The 25503-nt window shown below is 58.1% G+C and carries 17 protein-coding genes; 9 read left to right on the forward strand and 8 right to left on the reverse strand.

Annotation, left to right across the window (positions count from 1 at the left end):
• Positions 1-87: 87 nt before the first annotated feature.
• The 5 genes from VEG30_18090 (at position 88) to VEG30_18110 (ending at position 13119) form a co-directional block, all read left to right on the forward strand.
• On the forward strand, positions 88-7395 hold the full coding sequence (locus VEG30_18090; GenBank protein HXZ81844.1) for a glycosyl hydrolase family 28-related protein: 7308 nt from the start codon (positions 88-90) through the stop codon (positions 7393-7395).
• Positions 7392-8093, forward strand: a complete 702-nt coding sequence (locus VEG30_18095) for a hypothetical protein (protein HXZ81845.1) — start codon at positions 7392-7394, stop codon at positions 8091-8093. Before VEG30_18090 ends, VEG30_18095 begins: the two co-directional genes overlap by 4 nt.
• A gap of 19 nt (positions 8094-8112) precedes the next feature.
• Positions 8113-8760 (forward strand): hypothetical protein, encoded by a 648-nt coding sequence (locus VEG30_18100; GenBank protein ID HXZ81846.1) that lies wholly within the window; start codon positions 8113-8115, stop codon positions 8758-8760.
• The gene (locus tag VEG30_18105; GenBank protein HXZ81847.1) at positions 8757-11972 is read left to right on the forward strand and encodes an Ig-like domain-containing protein; all 3216 of its coding nucleotides are present in this window, start codon (positions 8757-8759) and stop codon (positions 11970-11972) included. The genes VEG30_18100 and VEG30_18105 overlap by 4 nt, the downstream gene beginning before the upstream one ends.
• 160 nt (positions 11973-12132) lie before the next feature.
• On the forward strand, positions 12133-13119 hold the full coding sequence (locus tag VEG30_18110; GenBank protein ID HXZ81848.1) for a polysaccharide biosynthesis/export family protein: 987 nt from the start codon (positions 12133-12135) through the stop codon (positions 13117-13119).
• Between the two features lie 41 nt (positions 13120-13160).
• Here VEG30_18110 and VEG30_18115 read toward each other — a convergent pair whose 3' ends face one another.
• The 3 genes from VEG30_18115 to VEG30_18125 all read right to left on the reverse strand — a co-directional run bounded on the left by VEG30_18115 (position 13161) and on the right by VEG30_18125 (position 16710).
• Positions 13161-14252: a glycosyltransferase gene (locus VEG30_18115; protein HXZ81849.1), complete on the reverse strand. Its 1092-nt coding sequence runs from the start codon at positions 14250-14252 to the stop codon at positions 13161-13163.
• Positions 14253-14317: 65 nt separating this feature from the next.
• Positions 14318-15430, reverse strand: coding sequence for a glycosyltransferase family 1 protein (locus tag VEG30_18120; protein HXZ81850.1), 1113 nt, complete (start codon positions 15428-15430; stop codon positions 14318-14320).
• 137 nt (positions 15431-15567) lie between these two features.
• Positions 15568-16710: a glycosyltransferase family 4 protein gene (locus tag VEG30_18125; GenBank protein ID HXZ81851.1), complete on the reverse strand. Its 1143-nt coding sequence runs from the start codon at positions 16708-16710 to the stop codon at positions 15568-15570.
• 82 nt (positions 16711-16792) lie between these two features.
• Here VEG30_18125 and VEG30_18130 point away from each other — a divergent pair, with 82 nt between their 5' ends.
• The 3 genes from VEG30_18130 (at position 16793) to VEG30_18140 (ending at position 19705) form a co-directional block, all read left to right on the forward strand.
• Positions 16793-17965: a glycosyltransferase family 4 protein gene (locus VEG30_18130; GenBank protein ID HXZ81852.1), complete on the forward strand. Its 1173-nt coding sequence runs from the start codon at positions 16793-16795 to the stop codon at positions 17963-17965.
• 276 nt (positions 17966-18241) lie between these two features.
• Positions 18242-18766 (forward strand): DNA starvation/stationary phase protection protein, encoded by a 525-nt coding sequence (locus VEG30_18135; GenBank protein HXZ81853.1) that lies wholly within the window; start codon positions 18242-18244, stop codon positions 18764-18766.
• A 72-nt stretch (positions 18767-18838) separates the two neighbouring features.
• Positions 18839-19705: an alpha/beta hydrolase gene (locus VEG30_18140; GenBank protein ID HXZ81854.1), complete on the forward strand. Its 867-nt coding sequence runs from the start codon at positions 18839-18841 to the stop codon at positions 19703-19705.
• A 297-nt stretch (positions 19706-20002) separates the two neighbouring features.
• Here VEG30_18140 and VEG30_18145 read toward each other — a convergent pair whose 3' ends face one another.
• From VEG30_18145 to VEG30_18160, 4 genes are all read right to left on the reverse strand, one after another.
• Positions 20003-20983 carry a hypothetical protein gene (locus VEG30_18145; GenBank protein ID HXZ81855.1) on the reverse strand — a complete coding sequence of 327 codons (981 nt, stop codon included), beginning with the start codon at positions 20981-20983 and terminating at the stop codon, positions 20003-20005.
• A gap of 189 nt (positions 20984-21172) precedes the next feature.
• Positions 21173-21676, reverse strand: coding sequence for a hypothetical protein (locus VEG30_18150; GenBank protein HXZ81856.1), 504 nt, complete (start codon positions 21674-21676; stop codon positions 21173-21175).
• Between the two features lie 250 nt (positions 21677-21926).
• Positions 21927-23726 carry a methylmalonyl-CoA mutase family protein gene (locus tag VEG30_18155; GenBank protein HXZ81857.1) on the reverse strand — a complete coding sequence of 600 codons (1800 nt, stop codon included), beginning with the start codon at positions 23724-23726 and terminating at the stop codon, positions 21927-21929.
• Positions 23727-23969: 243 nt separating this feature from the next.
• On the reverse strand, positions 23970-24422 hold the full coding sequence (locus VEG30_18160) for a hypothetical protein (GenBank protein HXZ81858.1): 453 nt from the start codon (positions 24420-24422) through the stop codon (positions 23970-23972).
• A 283-nt stretch (positions 24423-24705) separates the two neighbouring features.
• On the opposite strand from VEG30_18160, the gene VEG30_18165 reads away from it, so the two are divergent.
• Entirely contained in the window at positions 24706-25191 is a 486-nt protein-coding gene (locus VEG30_18165; GenBank protein HXZ81859.1) for a hypothetical protein, read from the forward strand.
• A 157-nt stretch (positions 25192-25348) separates the two neighbouring features.
• Here the strand turns inward: VEG30_18165 and VEG30_18170 are convergent.
• Positions 25349-25503, reverse strand: a 155-nt coding sequence (locus tag VEG30_18170; GenBank protein HXZ81860.1) for a glycosyltransferase family 2 protein, incomplete at its 5' end; no start/stop codon positions are given.

Consider the following 25503-nt stretch of genomic DNA (forward strand, 5'->3'; position numbering starts at 1 on the left):
GGTCGTGGCAATGTCCCAAAAGGGGGTGAGAAATTGGTAGTCTGGAAATAGAAGCTTGAATTAGCGCACAGAGTGTGAGCTGAAAAGATGAGACTGCTTGAGCATAGCCGCCCGCGGAGGCGGCTTTTCTATTTTGTGCTGGTGTCGATGCTGGCCGCTGCACTGGTGCCTGCGGTCAGAGGAACAACGGACCCGGCGACTGTACTGGTGAGTGATGTGATCTATCGAGCCGACGGAACTCCGGCGTCGGGGACGGTGGTGATCTCGTGGACTGCATTTGTCAGCCCCGATAGCAAGCCGGTAGCAGCGGGTTCGATGAGCTTGAAGATTGGAACTTCCGGAGCGCTGAGCGTGGCGCTGATTCCCAACGAGGGGGCGACGCCCGCGGGCACCTACTACAAGGTTGTTTTGCAACTGGATGATGGCACCAGCAGTACGGAGTACTGGAGCGTGCCGGCCACGGGACCGGCGACGATCGCGGCGATCCGGACCAAGGTCGTGGCGGGGGCGGCAGCGGGACAGAGCGTCTCCCGCCAGTACGTGGATTCGAGCCTGGCGGCGAAAGCCGATGATGTGGTGGTGGTGCATCGCAGTGGCGACGAACCGGTCGCGGGAGTGAAGACCTTCGCGGCGTCGCCGCTCGTTCCCACGCCCACCGATTCCATGGCGGCTGTGAATAAGGCTTACGTGGATACCGCGGTGGCCAGCGGCAGTGGCAATGACTTTGTCCGCCGTAGCGGCGACACCATGACGGGAGCTTTGACTTTGGCGGCGGATCCCCAGAGCGCAAGCCAGGCCGCCAATCGCCACTACGTTGATCTCCAGGTTTCTGGGTTGACTGGAACCCTGGGCCAGAAGATGAACCGGCAGGGGGATACGCCGATCACGCTGGCGGAGGCACGCTATTCGACGCAATTCCCTTCCATCCAGGATGCGATCAACGACGCCGGGCAGACAGGCTCGGTGGTGATTCCCTCGAACTATGGCGGCGCCGACAAGTTCACCAATCCCAACAATATTCCGGTGGTTGATTATCGCGGCGGAGCGACGGCCCCCTCTGGCGTTGTTAATGTGAAAGGATTCGGCGCCGGCGGAGATGGGAGTTCCGACGATTATGCGGCGATCCAGGCGGCGATCAACTACGCCTGCAGCAAGAATCCGCCGCCCACAGTCTATTTCCCCTCAGCCACATACCTGATCTCCAAGCCGCTGCGTGTGAGCTGCGCCAAGTTCAGCATGGGAGGAGATGGACGATACATCTCCACCATTCAAAAGAGCTTTGGTGGAGGCCCGGCCATCTTCTTCGCCAGTACCACTGGCACAGGTGCGAATCAATATCCGCCAATTCTGACCGGACCGGCGCTCGCCACAGGTGCCGGATCGTCGATGTACCTGGACGGAATTGCTGGCCACCAGGCACTGGATCTTTTCGAAGGCAATTCCACGTTCGAGTGGTTCCTGAAGGGAAAGAACAATTTCACCCTCGACTTCTATTACAAGCCCGAGGATCTGAGTGCGTCCGGCACCCAGGGCGTGATCATGGAAATGGCAGGCGCGTCGAACTGGGACAACTACCACCAGACATTGCAGATTGGGGCGAATCCACAGGGACAAGTCTGGGGGAACTTCGATATTGGTGGCACATTACGGACGGTGGTGTCGTCAGTAGGAGCGCTTGCCAATAACAACGTCTACCACGTTGCGTTCACCTACGATGGTTCGAGTCTGCGATTGTTCGTAAACGGGGTGTTGCAGGCGACCACGGCCGCCACCGGCGCTTTCACCTACACTCAACATGAAGTTTTCAACGTGGGATTTGGCGGGCAGACTAACTTTCCGCTGGCAGGCGCTACCTCATCTCCTGCGAAAGGATGGATCGATTCCATCCGCGTCTCTGCGGGCGCGCGCTGGACCGCGAACTTCACACGACCAACTGCCAAGTTCACCTATGACGGGAACACCCTGATCCTGGTCAACTTCGATAACAACTTTGATGCTTTTGTCGGCGCGACTTACCAGGGACTGGGAACGGTTTGGCTGACAAATATCAACCCACAATTCGGCAGTGGCCCTGGCGACGTTTACCTACACGATCTCGGCTTTGGTGGCGGGATATGGGCAATGTGGAACGTGCACTCGACTATACGCAACGTATACGTCACGAATGCCACCTATCCGATTTACTTCATGGAAAACGGATACGAGAGCGCCATTGAGGACGTCGAGGTGTTTACCGGCCGGGCATGCATGTCATTCGCGGTGGCCGGACCGATTGAGATCCGCTCGCCACAACTGCGCGCCTGTGCTTATGGACTTCGGGCGTACGGTGCAGCCCTGAACGTGACCAATGCCTGGGTGGAAATGAATTCGCTAGCCTGGGCGGGAATCTCACTGATGGGCGCCGGCAATGGGGACGGCGTCTGGACCTTCACCAACCCGGTGCTCAGCCCTGAAGCAGGAGTTGGACCTCAATATCAGAATGCATGGGAGGTAAGCGCCAGTGATGCGCTCTCCATCGTGGGCGGAACGACGGAGAACTATCAGGCGCCATTCTTCACGTTTCACAACGGCACCAATGGCGTGAACGTCCTCGGCCACGAGATGCACACCAGCGGAGACCCGGCGCCACCATTTGTCTTTCAATTCGGCAACTCGCCGGCACAGCCGATTAACGTGCTGCTTCCAAAGCTGGTGAGCAGCACGGGGGTAAACCCGGCGCTTACCGATCATCCAGAAAGCGTCAACCAAATCAAGTCGTCCACGGTGTTGGCGGTGGGCTACAGCGCCAGTCCCACGTTTGACGCTTCTCTGGCAACGGCATTCAAGATGACGCTGACCGGCAACGTTACATCTTCAACTCTCAGCAACGCCAAGAATGGAGATCTGCTGACGTTCATCCTCTGCCAGGACACCGCCGGAGGACGAACTTTTGCCTGGCCGGCGAACATGGTGGGAGGAGCGGCGCTGAATCCTGCCGCAAATCAGTGCACAACGCAGAGCTTCAAATACGACGGGACCAATGCGCAGGCACTTAGTGGAACGACTCCCCTGAATTTTCCGCTCACGCCCAATCAGGTGCTATCGGGAACGATCAGCGGCAGCAAGTGTGTGCACACGTCATCCGACGGAAGCCAGTTGGTGCTGACGGCTTCCGATTGCGGATCGGGCGGCGGCGGTGGAGTGACCAGTGTTACGGCTTCTGCGCCTTTGACGTCCACTGGCGGCGGCGCACCGAATATCACGATGGCGAAAGCGGATGCGACGCATGATGGCTATCTGTCGCAGTCAGATTGGGCATCGTTCAATGCCAAGCAGACGGTGCTGGGATACACGCCGGAAAATCAGGCAAACAAGGGAGCGGCGAATGGATATGCCGGGCTGGATGCCGCCAGCAAAGTGCCGGCGGCAAATCTTCCCAGCATGCCGGAGTCGCAGATCATGAGTCTGAGCACGGACCTGGCCGCGAAAGAAACTACTGTCAACAAGGATGTGGCGAACGGATACGCCGGCCTGGATGCCAGCAGCAAACTGAAAACGTCGGAGTTTCCGGCGACGATTTCGAGTTCCACCACTGGCAATGCGGGAACCGCGACAGCTTTTGCAACCGCTCCCACAAAGTGCTCGGCGGGCCAGGCGACCATCGGTGTAGATGCCAGCGGAAATGCTCAGGGGTGCTTTACAGCTTCTGGCGGTACATGGGGTTCCATCACCGGGACGCTTTCCAATCAGGCAGACCTACTCGCCGCGTTAAATCTGCGCGCATTGCAATCGTCGCTGGCGTCGGTTGCCACCTCCGGAGACTACGGCGCCCTGATTAACAAGCCGCTGATCCCCAACTTCAATCCAGTGGGCGCAACCTATGGCGGCCACGGCGATGCGGTCGTGAAAGGGAACAGTCTAGCGACGACCGCTGGCTCGACCACTGTCACCTGGACGGGCGGCACTTTTAAGGCCGGCGACGTTGGGAAGACCATCTGGATTCGCGACGTCTGCTCGGCAGATAACGCTGGCTGGTGCCGGCTGGCGACCGGCTATTACAACGTTTTCATTTCCACCATTGCGTCGGTTACGGACGCAAATCACGCCGTGCTGGCGAATGCGCCTCAGGTTTCCAAGCCATCGCCCTATTGGGGAATGGGATTCGACGACACGGCCGCAATCAACGCCGCTGCCACGGCCGCGGCGCCAACCTGCGGGCAGGTCTTTTTGCCTGGCGGAACGTTTTTCGTCGGCAACACCGTCAACATCCCGAATTGCGTGGCGCTGGTCGGCTCGGGCCAGGGCGTCTCGACGATCTACAAATTGCCGCTGGCGACCCAGAGCAATGTCGTGCAGGGCGCATCGAATGGCTTTTATTCAAACTTCACCATCGATGGGAACGGCAATGATCAAGCAGCAGGAACGCAGGAAGACTGCCTGAATCTCTCGGGAACGGCTAACACCCTGCAAAACACCTGGGTGCAGAACTGCACGCGCGATGGCTACGTGGCCGGCGGTTATCAGGTTTTCTACAACACCGAATCCGAGCACATGGGGCGATTTGGCTATCAGTTCGACTCCATGTACGACGCGGCGCTGATCGGTATTCAAGGCGATCGCGCCGGCTCTGCCTGTTTCCACCTGAAGGGCATGGGGCAGAGCGGGGGCACGGGAATCAATGCCTACTCCAGTGTCTATCTGATCCAGTCGAAGATGTGGTGGTGCGGCTGCACGCAGCCAACGTATCAGAGCGCAGAAAATGGGATCGTCAATTTCGGGACGAATTCGCAGGGCGTCTGCCCCAAGTACGCGCAATCGAACACAGCGAATGGCCCTGGTTACGGTTACTGGATTGAAGCCTCCGATGGCTTCTCCATGTCGACCATCGACGCGCAGGATAATTGGGCGGACGGCATCTTCATCGACGGCAGCTTGGCTCTGAGCGCCTCCGGCGTGGTGGCGGACGGCAATGGCAAAGCCGCCAGCAGCTATCCCTCCAGCGGGATCAAACTGCACAACCTGCAGAACTCGTATATCGCGGCGCAGGTTTTTGATTTCCTTGAAACAGCAACCGGGGGTCTGGGCTTTACAACGCGATACGCCCTTGACATGTCTCCGGGCGGGAACACGAACAACGACATTCACGTGGGCACGATTGCGTCGACACTCGTAACCGGCAAAGTCAACGGGAATGCGACCAACTCCTCGAACACCATCATTGTGGACACTCAGTACTACGCCGGTACCGGTCAGGCCATGGTCGCGGATGGCTGCGCGAGTTTCGGCAGCGGCCGTCTGGGCTCCACAGGAACGCCCTGTGGCTCTTCCACCGGATTGGTCGATCCCGGAGCTAACGGTCTTGTGGTGCGGACAAGTGCTGGTACAGACACAGCCCGTTCCCTGGCCGCGGGATCAACGAAGGTCACAATCACGAATGGCGATGGGAGTGTGGGAAATCCTACCATCGACATCAATGAAGCGAATCTCTCCACAGTTGAGAAGACTGCGAACAAAGACGCCGCCAACGGCTACGCCGGGCTGGATGCCGGCGGAAAGCTGAAGAGCACGGAATTTCCTGCCAGCATCACCAGCGCGACCACTGGAAATGCCGCAACCGCCAGTGCGCTGGCCAGCGCGCCAACCAAGTGCCCGGCCGGACAGGCGACCATTGGCATCGACGCCAGTGGCAATTCTCAGGGCTGTTTCACGCCGGCGGCCAGTGGGGCATCCACTTCCAGCGCGAACACCTTCACCAAACAGCAGACCTTCTCGCCGGATACAGATGTACCCACCATCTTCAACCTGCCTTCAGGAGCTACGGGTCCAGTTGCCAGTTTCCGAGTGAATGGAACTGAGAAGGGCAGGATCAATGCAGATGGATCTTATAGTTCCATAGGAGGAGTAACGGGGATGCGCGGCGCTCCAGCGGCTCCTCCAACTACGAGCACAGGTGAGGGCGGGCTGTTCTTCAGCAACAGCAATGATCGTCCCTGCTACGCCTACAACGGCGGCGCCTGCAATTCCTTGCTCGACACCACCAGCTCGCTGGACGCAAGCAAGCTTGCAAACGCCGTGCCGGCGAGCAGCCTGCCCAAGCCGACAACCTCAGCGCTGGGCGGCGTGTACCTCGATGCTGACTGCGTGAATGGTCATGTCAGCGGCATTGATTACACGACTGGCAAGCTCAAATGCACAGCTGATGCCGGTTCCGGCGGGGGCGCCGGCCTGGGCTCCGCGAACACCTTTACGGCCCAGAATACTTTCGCTCCGACGACCGACGTTCCGACAATCTTCAATTTACCTTCAGGGGCTGCGGGGCCAATCGCCAGCTTTCGTCTGGGCGGGGTTGAGAAGGGAAGGATCAACGCTGACGGGACCTACTCAGTTATAAGCGGGATCCCCGCCCTGCGCGGAATTCCGGGTACTCCGCCGACCACTGGCGCGGGAGAAGTGGGACTCTTCGGCAACGGGACTGGCTTCTGCATTGCCTACAACGGCGGAAGCTGCGTTGCGGTGGCCACCGGCACGCCACTCACCAATCCCATGACGACTGCTGGCGACCTGATCGTCGGTGGTGCCTCGGGCGTGGCTTCGCGTCTTGCTGTGAACGCCAGCGGGACCTCGCAATTCCTGAAGAGTGTGAGCGGCGCGACCAGTCTTGCGGCGATTAGTCTTGCCGATCTGCCTGCACTCTACTATCAGACTGTCCGCTCCAACGGCACGGTGCAGGCGCAGGAACCGGCACTCAACTTCGGAACGGAGTTTACGGTTGCCGATAACTCGGGTTCTTCGCGCACCGACGTTTCGCTGAATGCCATCGCCGAGTCGAAGGTCACCAACCTGGTCAGCGATCTGGCAGGCAAGCAGGCCGCGCTGGGCTTCACTGCGGAAAATTCTGCCAATAAGGATGCCAACTCCGGCTATGCCGGCCTCGACTCCGGCGGAAAACTGAAAACCACGGAATTCCCGGCGCTCACCGGCGACGTTACCAGTTCGGCCGGCGGCGTGGCCACCACTATCGTGAATGCCGCGGTGAATACCACCAAGTCATCTACTGGAATGCGCACGCGGGTGAAGAACATCACCAGCTTTGCGCCCGCGCAGAACGATCTCATCCTCGCACTGAATGAAGGCGTGAACATTACGCTGACGCGCGTGTGGTGCGCGGTGCCGACCGGATCGACCTCGATCGCGATGAATGTCGAGAAACGGGCCGAGTCCACGGTCGGCACTACGGGCACGGCGCAGCTCACTGGCAACGTCACCTGCGGAACGTCCGGCGCGACCGGAACGCTGATCGCGTCCCCTGCGATCGCCGCGCATACGCCGGTGTTGCTGACATTCCCGAACGCGCCCACCGGTTCGCCGGCTCAGCTTTTTGTCGAGATCGAATACACGGTGGACACAGGACAATGAGGAAGCAAGTTTTAGCGGCGTTTGTGGTACTCCTGGCGCTGGCGATCTATTGTTTTGCCGCGCTGCCCGTGAATGTCTCGCTGCTGGTAAATCAGAATCCGCTGTCTGGAAGTCAGTGGGTGCAGATGATTCCGGCCAACGGAAACATTCGCGCCACCGCTTCGGAAGGCGCATTTTCGCTGGCGAGTTCTTATCAGGACTCTGGCTGTTACTGGATCGCCGACAGCTTCGCCAATGACCAGTACGCGACGGTAACCGTGAAAAACTACAACTCCAATAGCAACGACATGTGGATGGGGCCGGCGGTACGTGCCAGCGGCACGAATGCTGCGACCTTCACCGGTTATGTGCTCTACATAGGAAAGGGCAGCGCCGCTCCGAACGATTACGCGGAGCTTTACCTGCGCCAGAACGGTAACTGGACTACTGAGATCGCCCATGACAACGCCACGGTGCCCCAAACCGGCGATGTCTATGAGATCCACGTGGTTGGCAACTCGATTACGACCAAACGCAATGGTGTTGCCTATCTGAGTGGAACGGATTCAACCCTGACCAGCGGGGCTGCTGGCATGTTCTTCTACGGCGGAAGCTCCAGTGTGCGGTCGATTTCCAATTTCACCGCCGGTAATGAGGCCAGTTCGCGGCGCCGTCCGCCCGTTGTGGCCATGTTCATTCCTCGACAACCGATGCAATAACCCTTACTTAGGACATTCTATGAAGCGCATTCTACTGTGCCTGGTGGCGCTCTGCGCCCCTCTGTCTATTCACGCTCAGATGACCGTGGGCTACGTGCCTTCTGCTGGCTTGCTGACTGTTTCCGACAGTTTCATCCGCGCCAATTGCAGCTCCAACTGTGGCAGCGGCGGCGCTCTAGGTTCGAATTGGACGCTTAACGGCACTACCACAGTCTCTCTCGACAATTCCACTGGAGTGCGATTCACCGATGGCAGCGATTCCTACCAGTCGGCGGACTGGACGGCGAACACCATCACACTCAACCAGTTCTCGCAGGTGACGTTGCTGGGCACTGACACGATGGGAGTGGTGGTTCGTGAGACCCCAAACAACGTGGCCTATGCGAAATGCCAGCCGCCCAATGGCGGTTGCTACTTGATCGTTGTCGTCTCAGGCAGCCAAGCCTACAGTAGTTTTTACAGCGCCACCTCGGGGACGCCAGCCACCGTGCGCCTGGAAGCTGTCGGCCACACCTACACGCTGAAGTACTGCCAGGGGGCATCCTGCACGCCCGCCACGATCGGCAGTTGGACGAACAGCGGCAGCGATCTCACCACTGGGCAGCCTGGAATTTACGGGAACTACTCCGGCACCTATGTCACCAACTGGAGCGGAGGCGGATTGTGAAGTTCAGGCTCGTATTAGCCCTTCTGCTTCTTTCGATTTCTCTGCTGGCTCAGACTTGTCCCCTGGCCAGCGTTCCCCTGGGATTGAACACCAATCTCGGCGGAGCGGTGCCCTATGGCGTGACCAGCCACCCATTTAATGTGAACGTAAGCGGGGCTGGCTGGTATCCGATCACCACTTCTGGCGATGACCAGGCGGCGCGTATTCACGTCATGGATCCTGCCTCCAATAACTGCTACGGAAGCGGCGGTTATGACGGCAGTTGTCTCTATCCCAACCCCGAATTCGGCCAGGGTAGTCCTGTCAACGGCCAGCCCTATCTGATCGTCGATAACAGCACCCCGCTGGTTCCGGTCTACATTCCCGCCGACCAATATCACTATGAGTCTGATGCCATCAACGATGTGACTCACGGCTTTTGCAATCCCGGACCCAACGGCAACGGCCTCCAGAGTTGTACGGCTGCGGTGCCCATCCCGGCCGGGCGAACGGATTTCTGCAGCGGCAGCGGCTGCACGGTGAACGATTCCAGCGATCGCATTGCTGTGCTTGTGAACCGCGACAATTGCTATGCCTTTGAGATGTATAAGGGCTACTACGATTCAGTCGCGGGGAAGTGGTACGCCTCCAACGTGGCCATCTGGGACATGATGAACTACGTCCCGCGGCCTTACGGGATGACCGGCATTGGGGCCAGCGGCACTCCCATCTTTCCGCTGCTCATCAAATACGACGAAACCCACAACAATGCGATCAATCACACCTTGCGCTGTGAAATGTCGAATTCCCGCAACGCCGCGATTCTTCCCGCCGAGCATCGCACCAGCGGCGCCGGGCCGGGATGGCCGGAGCAGGGCCTGCGCTGGCGGCTGAAGTCGAGTTATGACACCTCCTGGATGAGCAACCCCGATGCGAAAGCGGTCGTGCAGGCGTTGAAAACCTACGGTTGCATCATGACCGACAACAGCGGCGGCGGTTTTTATGTTGATGGCAGCAACGATTCCCGCTGGAACGGCTACCCCATGTGGCTGGAATTGCAGTCCATCCGGTTTATCAACCAGAGCACGGGTGTCCCCAATTTTGAGTTTGTTACTGACCAGTCGAATGGCATTCCCGTCAGTTATGGTCCGCAGGGCACGAATGCAAACTGGCCGAGCGGAACTGCGCCAACCGTGCAGACTTTCACCGCCACACCGAGTTCGATCAGTTCCGGGCAGTCCTCGACTCTGCATTGGACGACCACTAATGCGGGCTACGTTTTCGTTGATCCTGCGGTGGGTCCGATACGTACAGCGTCTGCCAGCGTTTCCCCCACCAGCACCACGACCTACACCGTCGTGGCCGCCAATCAATATGGCGCGGATTCAAAGACAGTCACGGTGAACGTGAGCGGCGGCGGCTCGATAGCATCCGCGACTTTCACTAATAGCGGCACAGAGTCCTGCGGCACTCAGGCAACTACCTATTGGGACAGCATGTTTCCCGGCTACGCTGGCTTTCGGCTGGGACAGGGTGGCGTGTACTGCGGCCAGGCTGGCGCGGGCTACCAGAATCTTTATAAGTTCTGGGATTTGAAGAATGACGCGAACCAGCAGTATCCGTTGCAGACCGATGACACAGGAATGTTTCAGCATCAGGGTACGATGCTCACCGAACCCGGTGATAGCACGCGCTACTCGGAGTGGAAGGAGTCAGCCGGGTTGACCTCAGAGGGTTATTCGACCACCGTCAACGCACAGAACAATGTACGCAGCAGCATCACGCTGCACGGCCCCATGCGGGCCTACGGCGCGGCGCGGCCTGATTATCCCCCCGATCCCTACGTCTGGATGGACCGCAAGTACGTCTTTTATCGCCACGGCACAGGGACAGGGGTTGGCGCTGGCAAGGTCTATCTAACCGAAACCCTGGGCTACAACACGGGCGAGTCCGGCAAGACCGGCATCAAGATCACTGGGGAAAGCTGGTATCTTGATGTGGGCTGGTACAACCTGACGGGGGAACAGCAAACTAACTCGCGCTCGGGATGCTATACCACTGGCTTTTCTACGTTTGGACCGTCGCCTTTCAATCTGGTTTACGAAAATCCCGGCAACTATAGCGGCAAGCAGTGGCTTCTGTTCTCGGCCAACGTCGCCAACAGTTCCCCGAACTCGAGCGAACAACTCCCGGGCCAGCCGGGATGCTGGAATCCCGACGGGCCTTCTGACGGCCAGAGTGGACGTCTGCAGCCAGGTCACCTGTATCAGTGCGGACCGGGCGCGACTTCAACCGCCTGCGCCGCGTATCCCACGCCCGATCTCGGAAAACTGGTTTATTCCAACCTGCTGGAAGTCAGCTACGACGTTCCCAGTTGTGGCTACATGACCACCCTGGTGGCATCCTACTTCCTCGGCGGGCTGCGCTTCTATTGCAACTATGGCGGCGGATACACCATCAACGCCGGCAGCAGCCATATCGAGCGCAACGCCGGATTCTTTGGCGACAACGGCATCACTACCCCAGCTGTGGCCAACGCTTTCGCGGCGGAATACATCGGCTCGCCAGTCAATTCCGTGCCAGCGCCCGCCGTCAGCAACGCCAGCTTCGATCCCGAAGAAGGCTACTGGACGATCAGCACCGCCAACGCAAACAGCGGCTTCTCGAACACCGCTACCGGCAGCGTTCTGCATAGTCCTGCCTTCCACGTCACCGGGTACACGAATTCCGCGCCCAACACGATTACGGTCGGTGGGATAAATAAAGCCGAAGACACTGACTTTGTTGCCGTTAAAGAGGGCTCCGATCTGGTCTTGCAGTATCTGGCTGATGTTGCTGACCACGTATCGATCGTAATTCCGTCAGGGGGAGGCTCGGACAGTACGCCGCCGACCGTCTCGATCACGCAACCCTCGGCGGGCAGCGTCAGCGGCACGATCACGGTCGCTGCCTCGGCGACTGATGATACCGCGATGCAGAGCGTGCAGTTCAAATTGGATGGCAGCAACCTGGGCACGCAGCAATCCTGTTCGGGAGCGAGTTGCACGCCTTCGATCTCTTGGAATACGACTCAGGCCGCCAACGGCGTGCACGCGCTGACTGCCTATGCCTGCGACACCGATTCGCCCCAGAACTGCACCACGTCGGCCGCAGTTACCATCACCGTGAGCAATGGTGTGGCTCCAGTCGGGTCGACACACGTCGGCACCATGTCGGGCGGTCGCGTGAACTAGCAGACCTTCACCAGTTTCCTTATGGCGTACACGCTTCTGAGAATTCGCCGATGGGGCCGCATACAGGAGCGCAGGCTGTAGAGGGCTAGTTGCAGGGGGGATACCTAACACCAGAGTGCCGCAGATGGTGTGCTAGACTGTCCTCAATCCGAGGAGGCTGATGTTCCTGGTGCGGCGGAATCTCTTGCTTTTCTGTCTCCACTTGGCCTGCCTGGGGTTCCCTTTCACTCTCACAGCCCAGCTGGCTTCCCCTTCTGCTCCGCCCACCGTTCAACCGGTTGACACGCAGCGCTCGTCCGAGATCGACTCCTCAAATCCCGCTCCTCCGAAACTAAGGATCGGAGGCGGCGACCTGATAGAGGTCAGCGTGTATGGGGTTTCTGACTTCAAGGAGGACGTCCGGGTTAACGATGCCGGTGAAGTTTCGCTTCCCCTGATCGGTAGTGTAATCGTAGGTGGAAGCACGCCGGAGGAGGCACGCGCGCTGATCGCCAGAAAGCTGGTAGAGGGTGGATTTTTCCGCGATCCCAATGTCGAGTTGTTCGTAAAGGAATACTCCTCGCAAGCGGTCAGCATCATGGGCGAAGTGATGAAGCCTGGAGTTTATCCACTGCTGAGCACGAGGCGGCTCTACGACGTCATTTCCCTGGCCGGTGGCCTTACGCCAAAAGCGGGCAAGCTGGTGACCGTGACTCACCGCGACCAGCCGCAAAATCCGATTGAGGTTAACTTCAGCAACGATCCGGCGAAATCCATCGAAAGCAATGTTGAGATCTACCCCGGAGACACCGTAGTCGTCGCCAAGGCGGGAATCGTATATGTGGTGGGCGATGTGGGGCGGCCTGGCGGCTTCATCATGGAGAACGGGGAGAAGATGACCGTGTTGCAGGTGATCGCTATGGCGCAGGGCCCGAACCGTACAGCAGCGATGAATGGTTCGCGTCTGCTGCGGAAGGGAGCCAGCGGAATTACCGAAACCCCCGTGCCGTTAAAAGAGATTCTCAGCGCTAAGGCACACGACATGGATCTGCAGCCCGACGATATCCTTTTCGTTCCAGTCAGCACCGGGAAGACCGTAGCACGAGTGAGCGTGCAAACAATTGTCTCAATCGCTAGTGGGCTGGCGCTTGTCGGAGCCACGCATTAGATATTTTCCTTCCCAAGCTGCAGTCGAGACTTGGCAGCGAATCAAGCCGAGGTTACGGCGGAACCGATCTTAGTATCTGCCTTTCCTTCGCACAACACTTCCTGATACAAGCTGAGCATGCGTTGAGTCATGATCTGAACTGTGAACTCCTCGGATACGCGCCGGCGTGCAGCTTCTCCAAATCGCAGCCGTAAAGCCTCGTTATCCAGGAGAGTGTTAATCGCGCAAGCTAATGCTTGCGAATCACTTGGAGGCACGGTAATTCCGGTGATCCCATTCAGCGAAACATAAGGCACCCCGGAATCCAATTGAGTGTTGATGACCGGCTTGCCGCAAGCCATAGCTTCCAATTGCGCGATCCCGAATGCTTCGCTGCGCGCGATGGATGGCAACACGAAAAGATCGGCAGCATGGTAAAGCGGTACTACATCCTGCACTTCGCCCAAAAAGGTAATGCGGTCTGCTATGCCAAGGGTCTGGACGGTGTGCTCCAAGGGAGCGCGCAAAGGTCCGGTGCCGACAATCAGCAAGTGACCTTCAACGTTGGCCATGGCGCGAATCAGGAATTCGAATCCCTTGTAGTAGACGAGGCGGCCAATGGCGAGCACGATCCTGGATCCGTAGCGTTGGCGAATTTCGCTGACGGAAGCGTGGTCAGCCTGTGAGAAGTCAGCGGGCTCGATGCCATGAGGGATCACGTGGCACCTTTCGCGATAGCAACGCAGAATGGGCGATGTTTCGATGTAGTTGGGCGACATACTCACCACCGCGTGCGCGCGGCCAAGAAGCCGGTGGACAAGCGGGATGGATATCGAATCCAGAAGAGCTTGGCGGACGATGTCGCTGTGATAGGAAACGATCAGCTTGCCGCGATGACGGCTGCAAAAATAGGCGAGAGCCGCAGCTGGGTTTGGATGATGAAAGTGAACAATGTCCCCGGGCACCGAACGAATTGCCGCGAGCATACCGGGACAGATGGGCGACGACCAGATCACTGCCTGAGTTCCGACGCGCAGGACCTGTACTCCCTCATCGATTTCGCGTGAGGTGCTGCTGCCTTCGCTGGAGACCATCGCGGTGACATCCACATATTGCCGCAGTGACCTGCAAAGCTGCTGTAGATGGCTCTCCATCCCGCCCTTGTGGGGCGGGTAGAATTTGCCAATATGCAGCACTCGCACATGCGTTCGATTACCGCTCAGCATTGATGGGCAACTCGCTCATAGATTTCCACCATCCTGCGGGCATACTCAGTCCAACAAAATTGTTGCGACCGCTTGAGGCAGAGAGCGCGGCGGCTTGAATCCCGCTGCGGATCCCGAGTCTTCGCCTCTAATAGCCCAATGCAGGTCCGAACCCAGCCGTGAACGTCGGTGAGCGGACAAAACACGGCGGCATCTCCCCCTACCTCGCGAAGCGCGGGGATATCACTCGCCACTACTGGCGTGCCGCAAGCCATAGCCTCAACTACAGGCAGTCCGAAACCTTCTGACTCCGATGGCTGGAGCAGCAAACTGGCACGCCGATAAACGGAAGCAAGTAGCTGTGGCGTGAGGCGCGGTAGCACATCGATGGCTTCACGGATTCCGAGCCTCCGCGCCATCGAAGCCTGATCGGCAGTGAAGTCGCCTCCCACGCGAAGCAGGCGCATGGTTGGCAAAATCTGGCGGAGGCTCGCGAATATCTGAAGAAGCACGTCGATTCGCTTGCGGGCAATGGTGCTGCCCACGTGCAGCAACTCGGGCAATTCTCCCGATGCGCGGCGAAGCAGGCGAGTAACTTCCTCGTCGGCTGACCCGTTGCCTTGCGGCGAGAATGCAGGATGGACACCATTGTGGACAACCGAAAGCCGTGCGGGAGGAAAGAGGCGGTGTTCAAGCACAGCACGGCGGGTTGCTTCGCTATCGCAGGTGATCCACGCGGCCCGGCGCAGGCCGCGAAGAATTCGGCGCGTCATCAGACGGAAAGGCAGAGATCGTGATTCTTTGTCGGGTTCCAGCAAGCAACGGAACGCGTCCAGATCGTGACAGGTCACGATGACGCGTTCCGCAGGAAGGTAGTTCGCCAAGTGAGCGTAGCTGTGATCCAGAATGTGAAATAGCTCGAAGTTTGAAGAGAGCTGAGCCACAGTACGCGGATAATCGAAGAAGCGCGCCCAAGCTCGGTCAGCTTTCCAGTGCAGGCCGCCGCTGGCGCCGGCGCTAGCCTTGGAGAACCGCCGGCGCATGGCAGGACGAATCGCGGCTGCCGTGACCTGGTCGCCGAAATTTTCGACCAGATTTCCCAGAAGCATGCTGGAGACCAATTCCATGCTCGGCCAATCTTCTTCCGGGTAGTCGCACACGAGCGCGACGCGGAGGGGGACAGTTTTGCTTGAGCGATTGTCCGACTCCAGCGGCGTAGCTGGGCTCGCGGATGCAGAGTGGTACGAGATATGGGCTCCTGGGACTAGCCGGCCTTCACCGCCGTCCGATTCAAAAGCTGATCCATCACGCGCGCGAATTCCCGCGCCCCCTGCCGGCCGCGCAAGGCGGAGATCGCATTTTGGGCGTTCATGCCAAGCTTGGCGCGCAACTCGGAATTGCCGTAAAGGAGGCGAACCGCCTCCACAATTTCCTCTGGGCTCCGCTCATGAATTACGATCGAATTGTGGCCGGAGCTCAGCAGTGTGGGGGGAGCGCCGGTTTCCGTGGTGATCATGGGAAGAGCGGCAGCCATCGCCTCCGCGCGTACCCGCCCGAAACCCTCCCAAAGTGAGGGGAACAGAAAGATGTCCGCCTCTCGATACAGCGTGATCAGATCAGAGGCCTCCAGCCTGGGATGAACAGTGATGCGGCTGCGCAATTGTTCCGGAAAGCTGCTCAGGACATCGCATTCGGACAATAGCGTTCCGGCACAGCAAAGCCTGAGATCTGGAAATTCGCTCGCCAGCTGCGAGAATGCTTGCACCAGATAACGTATTCCCTTCATTTGTTGCCACTGGCTAACGAAAAGCAGGCGATTGGCCAGTTGGCGATATTCGTGACGGACAAAAAATCCCTCCTGTACGCCGTGACCAATAACCCGAATGCACGAAGCCTCCGCCCATCCGTGCTGCTCGAGATAAGCAGACTCGGAGGGGTTAAGGCAGATCACCACGTCAGAATTACGGCAGGCCGTTCGCAAGATCCATCTCATGAAAGGACCCTGGACCAGGCGATAGCGGACAGTCAGAGGTTTGCCCGCACGTCTTGATTCTCCCAACAGAGCGCTGTGGTATAGAGGCTCAAGGCCGTGAAAGGATGTCACTCGCCGCTGAGACTGCAGCCGGCCAAATAGACGACGGATACAGTAGACTAGCCAACCGGAGTAACTGTGGGCGATAACCATGTCATACGGTTTCTCCTGTTGGAGGATGTGGAGCAGCAATGCCACGGGAAACAGGAAAGGATTGAAGCGCGGGCCAAGCTTCACCAGCAGAGGGAAGTCTTCGTAGGAAACGATGGAACACTCGCAACCCATCGATTCCAGGTACGTCGCGCGTTCTTTGGTGCTGAGATAGACGGCGGTGCGGGGATCCTTTGGTGTGTGAATGGCGAAGAGGACTCTCATTTTCCTTCCGGCATCAAAGTGTTCACGCGCGCCGGCGGGATTGACGCTGGCCGCGGCTTCAGCCTGACCCTAGAATGCAGGCATGCCGCCAGCAGTTCGGGTGCTGTCCATCGCGCATTCCTATGTTGTGGCATTAAACCGGAGGATCGCTCACGAAATACTACGAGAGAGCGGAGGAAGCTGGGAAGTTACTGTTGTTGCGCCCCATGAGATGCGCGGAGACCTGCGGCCTACGGCCTTTGAGCCGATGTCCCATGAGCCCTGCCGCGTGGAGGTAGTGCGGGTGCGCTGGCCGGAACGCATCCATTGCATGCTCTATAGTTCGCGCTTGCGGCACATCCTGGCGGAACCTTGGAACTTGATCCATTGCTGGGAGGAGCCATTTACCGCGGCAGGCGCTCAAGTCGCATTCCACACAAAAAAAACTCCGTTGGTTTTTTACACCTTTCAAAATCTCTCCAAGCGCTACCCTCCACCCTTTGCGCATATGGAGAGCTACGCCGTGACAAAATCCGCTGGATGGATTGCGGCGGGAAAGGAAGTGGAAGCGACACTTTTGCAGAGTACTGCCGGTTATCGCGAAAAGCCGCATCGTGTTCTCCCGTTGGGGGTGGACATGAGCGTCTTTCGCAGAGATCCAGCGGCGCGAGCGATCATCATGCAGAAACTGGGATGGGTACAGACAGGGCCGCCGGTGGTCGGTTTTCTGGGAAGGTTCGTGCCGGAAAAAGGTTTGCGACTGCTTACGCGAGCGGTAGATGGCGTGAGGGTTGAGTGGCGGGCGGTGTTTATCGGATCAGGACCGGAAGAGTCCTTTCTCCGACAGTGGGCGGCGAAGTACAGAGAGCGGGTGCGGATCATAACCAATGTGCACCATAGCGAGGTGCCGGCATACTTGAATGCTGTCGACATTCTCTGCGCCCCGAGCCAGACTGCGCGGCACTGGCGCGAACAATTTGGCCGTATGCTCATCGAGGCCTTCGCGACTGAAGTAGCCGTAATCGGGAGCGACAGTGGTGAGATTCCGCACGTCATGGGCGATGCGGGGCTCGTCGTCGGCGAGAACGAGGAGGCTGGTTGGGCGCGAGCGATCAGCGAGCTGCTGGATGATCCCGCGCGCCGCGATGAGCTTGCCAAACGAGGATTGCAGCGGGCGCGAGAACTCTTTTCCTGGCCAGTGATTGCACGCCAGCACGTTGAGTTTTTCGAGGAGCTGATGGCGAGCGGATATCCCCATGACAGCGGCCTTCGTTAAGAGCGGCGTTCGTTGACAGTGGGTTTGCCCCACCCTTCGCCTTCTTTTGGCGGGGGTGGGAACCCCATTTCCTTGGATCACCATCTGCCCGGCGCTGGCTGGTATACAATCAGGCCTGGCAATATCGAAGGCCGTCGCTTCTTTTCTTACTCACAGAATTTTCTCAACCGAATCAAGATTCAGCGCATCAGATTTTTTGTCTTTCTCTGCCAGCCCTGGCTGGTGCGAATCTGGTTAGCAGGGCTTCCAAAATCAGAATCAAAGGAGAGGCAGCATATGAGCAGGAGCACTGCGGCTCAACTGGAGGAACGACATCTAGCCGTTCTCGAAACCCCAACTGATCTCAACCACCGCGGCGTCACCGAGATCGCAGCCGCGCTACGGCAGTTATTGGCGGACGTGTTTGCCCTATACATGAAGACCAAGAACTTTCACTGGCACATGAGCGGACCGCACTTCCGCGATTATCACCTGCTGCTGGACGAACACTCCGAGCAGATCTTTGCCATGAGCGATGACATTGCGGAAAGAGCCCGCAAGATCGGGGCCACCACCCTGCATTCCGTCAGTGACATCTCGCGGAATCAGCGGCTCAAAGATAACAACGAAGAATTTGTGACACCCAAAGACATGATGTCTGAGCTTGCCGCCGACAATCAACAGCTCACGCGCTTTTTGCGCTCTGCGCATGAAATTTGCGAAGAGCAGAACGACGTTGCCACGGCTAGCTTGATCGAGGTCTGGATCGATCAAACCGAACGCCGGACCTGGTTCTTGTTCGAAACTGTGCGCAGTGTCTAGAGGCCCCCAAGAGATTCTCCGGGCTTCGCGCATTAACTGCAATTCTCACAGCTACAAGGAAGGAGTGTGTCAATGCCCTATATCACCGTCGGTAAGGAAAACTCCGGCAATATTGACCTTTATTACGAGGACCATGGAACGGGTAAGCCCGTAGTCCTCATCCACGGCTATCCCCTGAGCGGCGCGTCCTGGGAGAAACAACTGCCCGCTCTGTTGGACGCGGGTTACCGCGTGATCATCTACGACCGCAGAGGCTTCGGCCGATCCAGCCAACCCACTATCGGCTACAACTACGATACTTTTGCTGAGGACCTGCAAAAGGTCGTGACCCAGCTTAACCTGCGCGACTTCGCGCTGGTAGGTTTCTCGATGGGCGGCGGCGAAGTGGCGCGCTATATCGGTAAATATGGGTCGAAGGGGGTCACCAAGGCGGTATTCATTTCGTCGGTCCCACCGTATCTATTGAAGACGGGGGATAACCCCGAGGGCGTGGACGCCAGCGTATTCCAGGGGATTGAAAAAGCCGTGGCGACCGACCGCTATACCTTCTTCACCGAGTTTTTCAAGAATTTTTACAACACCGACCAACTGCTGGGTAAGCGAGTCAGTGAACAGGTGGTACAGGCGAGCTGGAACGTCGCAGCCGGAGCCTCTGCTACGGCCAGCCTGGCTTGTGTGCCTGCGTGGCATGAAGACTTCCGCCAGGACCTGGCGCGCGTGGATGTACCGAGCCTGGTCATCCATGGCGATGGGGACCGGATTGTTCCTCCCTCTGCTGCTGGGCTGCGGACGGCCAAGCTCGTCAAGGGAGCACGCCTGGCGGTGATCAAGGATGGGCCGCACTGCGTCACATGGACCCATGCCGAGGAAGTGAACCGCGAGCTACTCGACTTTCTGGGTCAGCAGAAGGCGGGAACGAAGAAGGAAGCGGCGGCATAGAAGCGGATCATTCGCGCTACTAATTCGTGGGGTGCTGGGTGACCGGCACCCCATATTCTTTCTAGCTGCGATCGCCGCCGATTCGCACGAATTTGCGTTTGCTTTGAGCACAGCTTTGGCTGCACCGTAGGACGCGGCCGCTAATCTCATCTCAGCGCAACTGTCATCCCGATCAAGCGCTGAAATCGCCTGCCGGCGATTCCAGCGCGCGTGGAGGGACCTGCTTTCTTCTGGTCACCATTGTTACAGCATCCCGGAAGATGCATTACGAACGACACCCCGCAAGCTGATTGGTGCTCATGGCGCCGGGGTGGCGAATACTTGTTTTAGCTTGGCAGGCGTGAGGAGTTCGGACAGCGAGTCAGTGCCAAACTTGGGCTTCAGATCGTAGATGGAAAATCCGCGCCAACGCAGGGGACTGAGACGATAGATATAAACGTAATCATCATCGTCCCATTGCCCGCTGTCTTCTGCTTCCTCTCGCGGAAGAAAGCCTTCGGGTTCGAAGCGGACGTGGAAAGCCAGCGATTGGGTCTGATCGTTTACTTCAATGGGATAGACGAGATCGCTGGTGAACCTGTCCGGATCGCACCCCCAGTTGTTGTGCATACAGCGTTTTTCATCGATTACTTTCTCCAACCGTGTACTGAACGCTCCACGCAAAGGGTCGTTCTTTTGCGGATAGAGCTGCTCGGATTTGTGCGTGGCGGGATCATAGAGCCAGAGCGTTTCTGGATGTACGTCGGCAAAGTGCACCATGTTTCCTGAGTAAACCAGCAAGCCTGTTTGAAAGAATCCTGCAGATCCACCTGGCAAGGTATGACTCACACTCAAATCCTCATTCAGAATCAGCAGACACCCAGCGGAAGGGTTCCAATGCAAATTCAAGTAATACCAGCTGTTGTGATGCTCCGCTCTCAGGACTGAACCAAGGCAATCATCTTGTAGTTCGGGCCTGTCCGGAAGGCCCTCAGACTTCTGGCCGGTAATGGCCACGTGCTGCCATTCCTGGGTTTTCTTGTCGAACCGTGTCAAAAACAGTGGCGGCCGCAATGCGTTCTCGTCCGCCGTGTCGACCATGTAATAGGCTATCAGAAATTCACGGTCATCATTGAGCACGTCGTAGCTGGTGATTCTCGAGGTGAGGTGGGGAATAGAAGCGGGAGGAGACGGAATTTCGTGCTGCTGGAGCACGTCGGCAAGGGTTTCGCGTTCCTGAGCTGACGTGTTGCCGATGAAAACCACGCCTGCAATCAGAACAAGCACCGCTTGTCGCATTGTTGTGTTCCGTTGGACAAACTCTAGCATGGAAATGCGCGGTGCCCGGGAAAGTGTGCTGCATTTCCGGGTCGTAGGTACGAAACCGCAAGATTCTTCGACTCGGGCCTCGTCATTAAGCTCGGCCCTCGCTCAGAATGACAGCTTGGCGGAAAGTGGATGGGGTTAGCTGTACCCAACAACTCGTGTTCACCGAATGCGGCTGAATTCCGAATCGTTTACTGCGCTGGGCGTGCAGACCAGCGTCCCCGTATCTTCATCGATCTGAAGGGCGACCGGGTCGGGGCAGCGGCGGCTCTCGCCAGAGTAGCGGATGTCGGCGGCTGATAACGTGCGGTCGAAGCGAACTTCAAAGACCCTGCCATCGGGCGTTCCTACCAGCGCAGTGAAAGGCTGGCTGTCCAGCGCGGCGAGGTCATAAATCACTCGAAAATTTCTGTGGGCGTTGAACGCCTGCCAGGCGCAGCGGTTGGCGTTGCTGGGGTCGCGGGCCAGCGGTACGCGCCCACAATCGGCGAAGCCGCCCCCGGCCAAGGCACGAGTATAGCGGTCGACGGGATCGAAATAGCGGTAATAGAGAGCTTTGGCCTGGTAGCGGTAATGCTGAATCCGGATCGAGAGAGCGGCGTAGTTCCACCAGGCCAGGAACGCGATCGCCAAGCAAGCGGTGAGAACCAGAAGAATCTTGCGCATGGCCACTGTCTGAAGTCCAAATCAGACGCCCAATATATTGACACCAGAAGCGACCGCTGGGGTTGCCGGGAATCAGCAATCAGTAGCCAGCATTCAGCGAATCTCGAGGACCGACAGAACTGCGGGTTCGGAGTACAGGCCCCATTCCTGGGAGGAGAAGACGCAAGGTCCTTCGCCTCGGACGCGGAACGGTTCGCCGCGTCCTCGCTCAGAGTAAGAATTTGCTGACAGGCCTTCGGTCCAACAGAATCTACGTCAGGCTAGTCTCTTCGTAAGTGCCGTACACTTCGCGCAGCGCATCACAGATCTCGCCCACCGTGGCATAGGCGCGAACGGCATCGATGATATAGGGCATGGTGTTAGCGTCGGAGATAGACCCGTCGGGCTTCACCTTCGGCTCCTGGGCGGCTGCTTTCCTCAGGGCATCGAGGCGGCGGCGCACTTCGTCATTCGAGCGCGCCTGGCGGAGGCGCTTGAGTTTTTCGGACTGCTGCCGGGCGACGCTCTCGTCGATATAGAGGATCTCGGGCGCCGGCTCCTCGACCGTAAATTCGTTGGCGCCGACAATAATCTTCTCCCGTGCTTCCACTGCGCGCTGGTATTGATAGCTGGCTTCCGCGATCTCCTTCTGGGGATAGCCGCGCTCGATTGCTTTGACCATGCCCCCCATGGCATCCAGCTTGCCAAAATAATCGAAAGCGCCATTTTCCATGTCGAGAGTAAAGCGCTCCAGAAAATAGGACCCAGCCAGTGGGTCGATGGTCTGGGTGACGCCAGTTTCGTAAGCGATGATTTGCTGGGTGCGCAGCGCGATACGTGCTGCCTGCTCCGTCGGCAGAGCCAAGGCTTCGTCGTAACCGTCGGTGTGCAGGGACTGGGTGCCCCCGAGCACCGCTGCCAGCGCCTGGATGGCAGTGCGGGCGATGTTGTTCATGGGCTGCTGAGCAGTAAGCGATACGCCGGCCGTCTGCGTATGGAAACGCATCAGCCAGGTGCGCTGATTGCGCGCGTGGAAGCGGTCCTGCATCAGCCGATACCAGATCTTTCGCGCGGCGCGGTACTTGGCAATCTCCTCGAAGAAATCGTTATGGGCGTTGAAGAAGAAGCTGAGGCGAGGACCGAATTCATCCACATCGAGGCCTCGGCGAAGCGCCCACTCGACGTACTCCACACCGTCGTAGATAGTGAACGCGAGTTCCTGTAGCGCCGTGGATCCGGCCTCGCGGATGTGGTAGCCGGAGATCGAGACGGTGTTCCACTTCGGCGTGTACTTCGAACCGAACTCGAAGGTATCGATCACCAGCCGCATCGATGGCGCCGGCGGATAGATGTACTCCTTATGCGCGATGTATTCCTTGAGAATGTCATTCTGGATCGTGCCGGAAATCTTTTTCCAGTCCGCGCCCTGCTTTTCTGCCACTACCAGGTACATCGCCCAAAGCACCGAGGCAGGAGAATTGATGGTCATCGAGGTGGTGGTCTTCTCCAGGTCGATGCCATCGAAAAGAATCTCCATGTCCTCCAGCGAATCGACGGCCACGCCGCACTTTCCGACTTCGCCTTCGCTGAACGGATGATCAGAGTCGTACCCCATCAAGGTCGGCAAATCGAAAGCTACCGAAAGACCACCACCGCCGTGCGCGAGCAGATATTTGTAGCGCTGGTTGGTCTCCTCCGGAGAGGCGAAACCGGAGAACTGGCGCATGGTGAACAGACGGCCGCGATAACCCGTGGCGTGGATGCTCCGCGTATACGGTGGCTGGCCAGGATAGCCAAGGTATTTTTCGTAGGTCCAATCTTCCGGCAGGTCAGCCGGTGTATAAAGGCGGCGCAGCGGAACGTTCGAAATCGTGCTGAAGCGGGCTTCGCCGCACTCGTCGAGATTCGTGCCGGTAGGCGCGCCGATAGGCTTTTCGGGATTCTTCTCTAGCGAAGGAGCCAGCGTTTTCTCCGCCCAGTCCTTTTCGGAAGCAGAAGGATGGCGGCCTTCGAGAACATCGTGAATGGCAGATTCTTTGATGCCGGTATCCGGTCTGGCTTTACGAGGCATAAGCGCGGTTTATGCCTCTATCTTGGCAGATGGCTGCGAATCGAGCAACATGGCGCGAGTAAGGAAGATACGAACGAACCCCTGTCGGGCGGCTCCGTGGGGCGGCGTGGAGTCAATCAGTGTATGCGTGAAAACTCACTTTTATGCTGCTGAGGGGCCTCTAACTATGATAAGGGAGCCCCTGCGTGGGGCGAAACAGCTGACGGCTGGCCGCTGATTGCTGAGTGCAAAATGCAATCCCATTCACGCCGCGCGAACGGACGCCGTGCGCGACGCTTCGCGATATCCCACCGCCGCGTGATAAATAGCGCGGTCGAAAAACTGCTCCGTCAGATGCAGGAGCTCCAGTGCTCCATACAGATTAATCTGCGTTTCCGCAACGCCCTCTTCCTGCAGGAAGTCCCAGAGATTTTCCTTGACGACGATCAGTGCCCAATACAGGTGGTCGAAGCGAACACCCTGCTCCCAGCGGCGGCGCCCGAGGTGTTTGTAAGTTGCTTCAATGTCTTCTTCGGTCTTGTTCAGGAGCCAGTCGGTGAGATTTTTGTAGACCTCGAGGACACGCGCCTGCATTTCCGAGCTAGGCACTCTTTCCATGTCGGAGCAGCGATGACTGGCTTGTAGTTTCTGCATCAAAGCCTGTGCCAGCTCGTCTGCGTGGGATTCGATAAGACGCACCAGGTGAAGGTCAATCATTGGCCGCCTCCCGTCGATGTGACGACCTGCTGTCAGCATGCTGACAGTAACAACAGAAGGAAAGGTAACGATTCGAATGTTACTCCGCTATCCAAGCGCTGTCAGTGACAACCAGGCCGAGCGCAGTGGCTAATCCCAAAGGAGTAACAGCCCTCGCCTACTTATGGCCGCTATGGGCGAGGGTTTCCATTCGATGTGCAATCTTTTGCACAAGCCGCCTGGATGCGAATTTTTCTCTACATTTACAACTGGTGTGTATCGTGGAGTTAGCTTCCAGCATCTCATGAATAGTTTGGTACTCGATATGCACTTTGACGGGTGCAGAAGAGAGATCAATTGTTTGGGGTGCGCTGTGGGAGGCTACTTCGTCACATTGGGAGTTCCGCAAGGATCCTGGGTCAGACGTCACTGGGTAGCGGTGTTGTTCTTGTTTGCCGCGTTACTGGTAACCTTGATCGTGGATCGCCAAGGTCAAACCATCAGTTCTCAGCAAATGCTGATTAAGACGCTGTTCCTCGACAGCCTGGAGCTTACGGCGGTCAAGACCAGGAATCTCGAACAGCAGCGCGAGAAGGCCCAGGCAGAGATGGAGGCGGCGCAGGGAGAAACTGCGCAGGATGCCTCTCCTGAAGCGGAAGCGCCAGCCAAACCGAAGCAGGCCAACCCGGGGCATGACGTCGAGCTCAAGAACCGAGCCAAGAGACAAACCAAGATGCCTCCCCGTGACTTGGAAAGCGAACCGCGAGTACGGTGGGTAAACGGGGTATAGCGATCGGACGGTGACAATACCCTGTCCTTGGGGAACGGCCACGGTCGTTCCCTTCGTGTTTCAGACCCCCTTTTTCAACCACGAAGGTTACGACGGGATTCGCCTAGGAAGGATCGGGCCAATAGGCCGCGGACAAGAGTGTCCGCCCCACACAGAGTCAGCCCGGGCGCGACCGGTTCAGCTCCCAGGCCTTGGCATATTTCCACGAGACATACCCGGCGTGATAGAGGTGCAGAAGCAGCCCTTCCCGGCCATCCAGGAATCCCAGCCGAAGGAAGTAGTTGTAGAAGAAGGTGGCGGCCGGGCGAAGAA

The sequence above is a fragment of the Terriglobales bacterium genome, from assembly GCA_035624455.1.
Classification (GTDB): domain Bacteria; phylum Acidobacteriota; class Terriglobia; order Terriglobales; family Acidobacteriaceae; genus DASPRM01.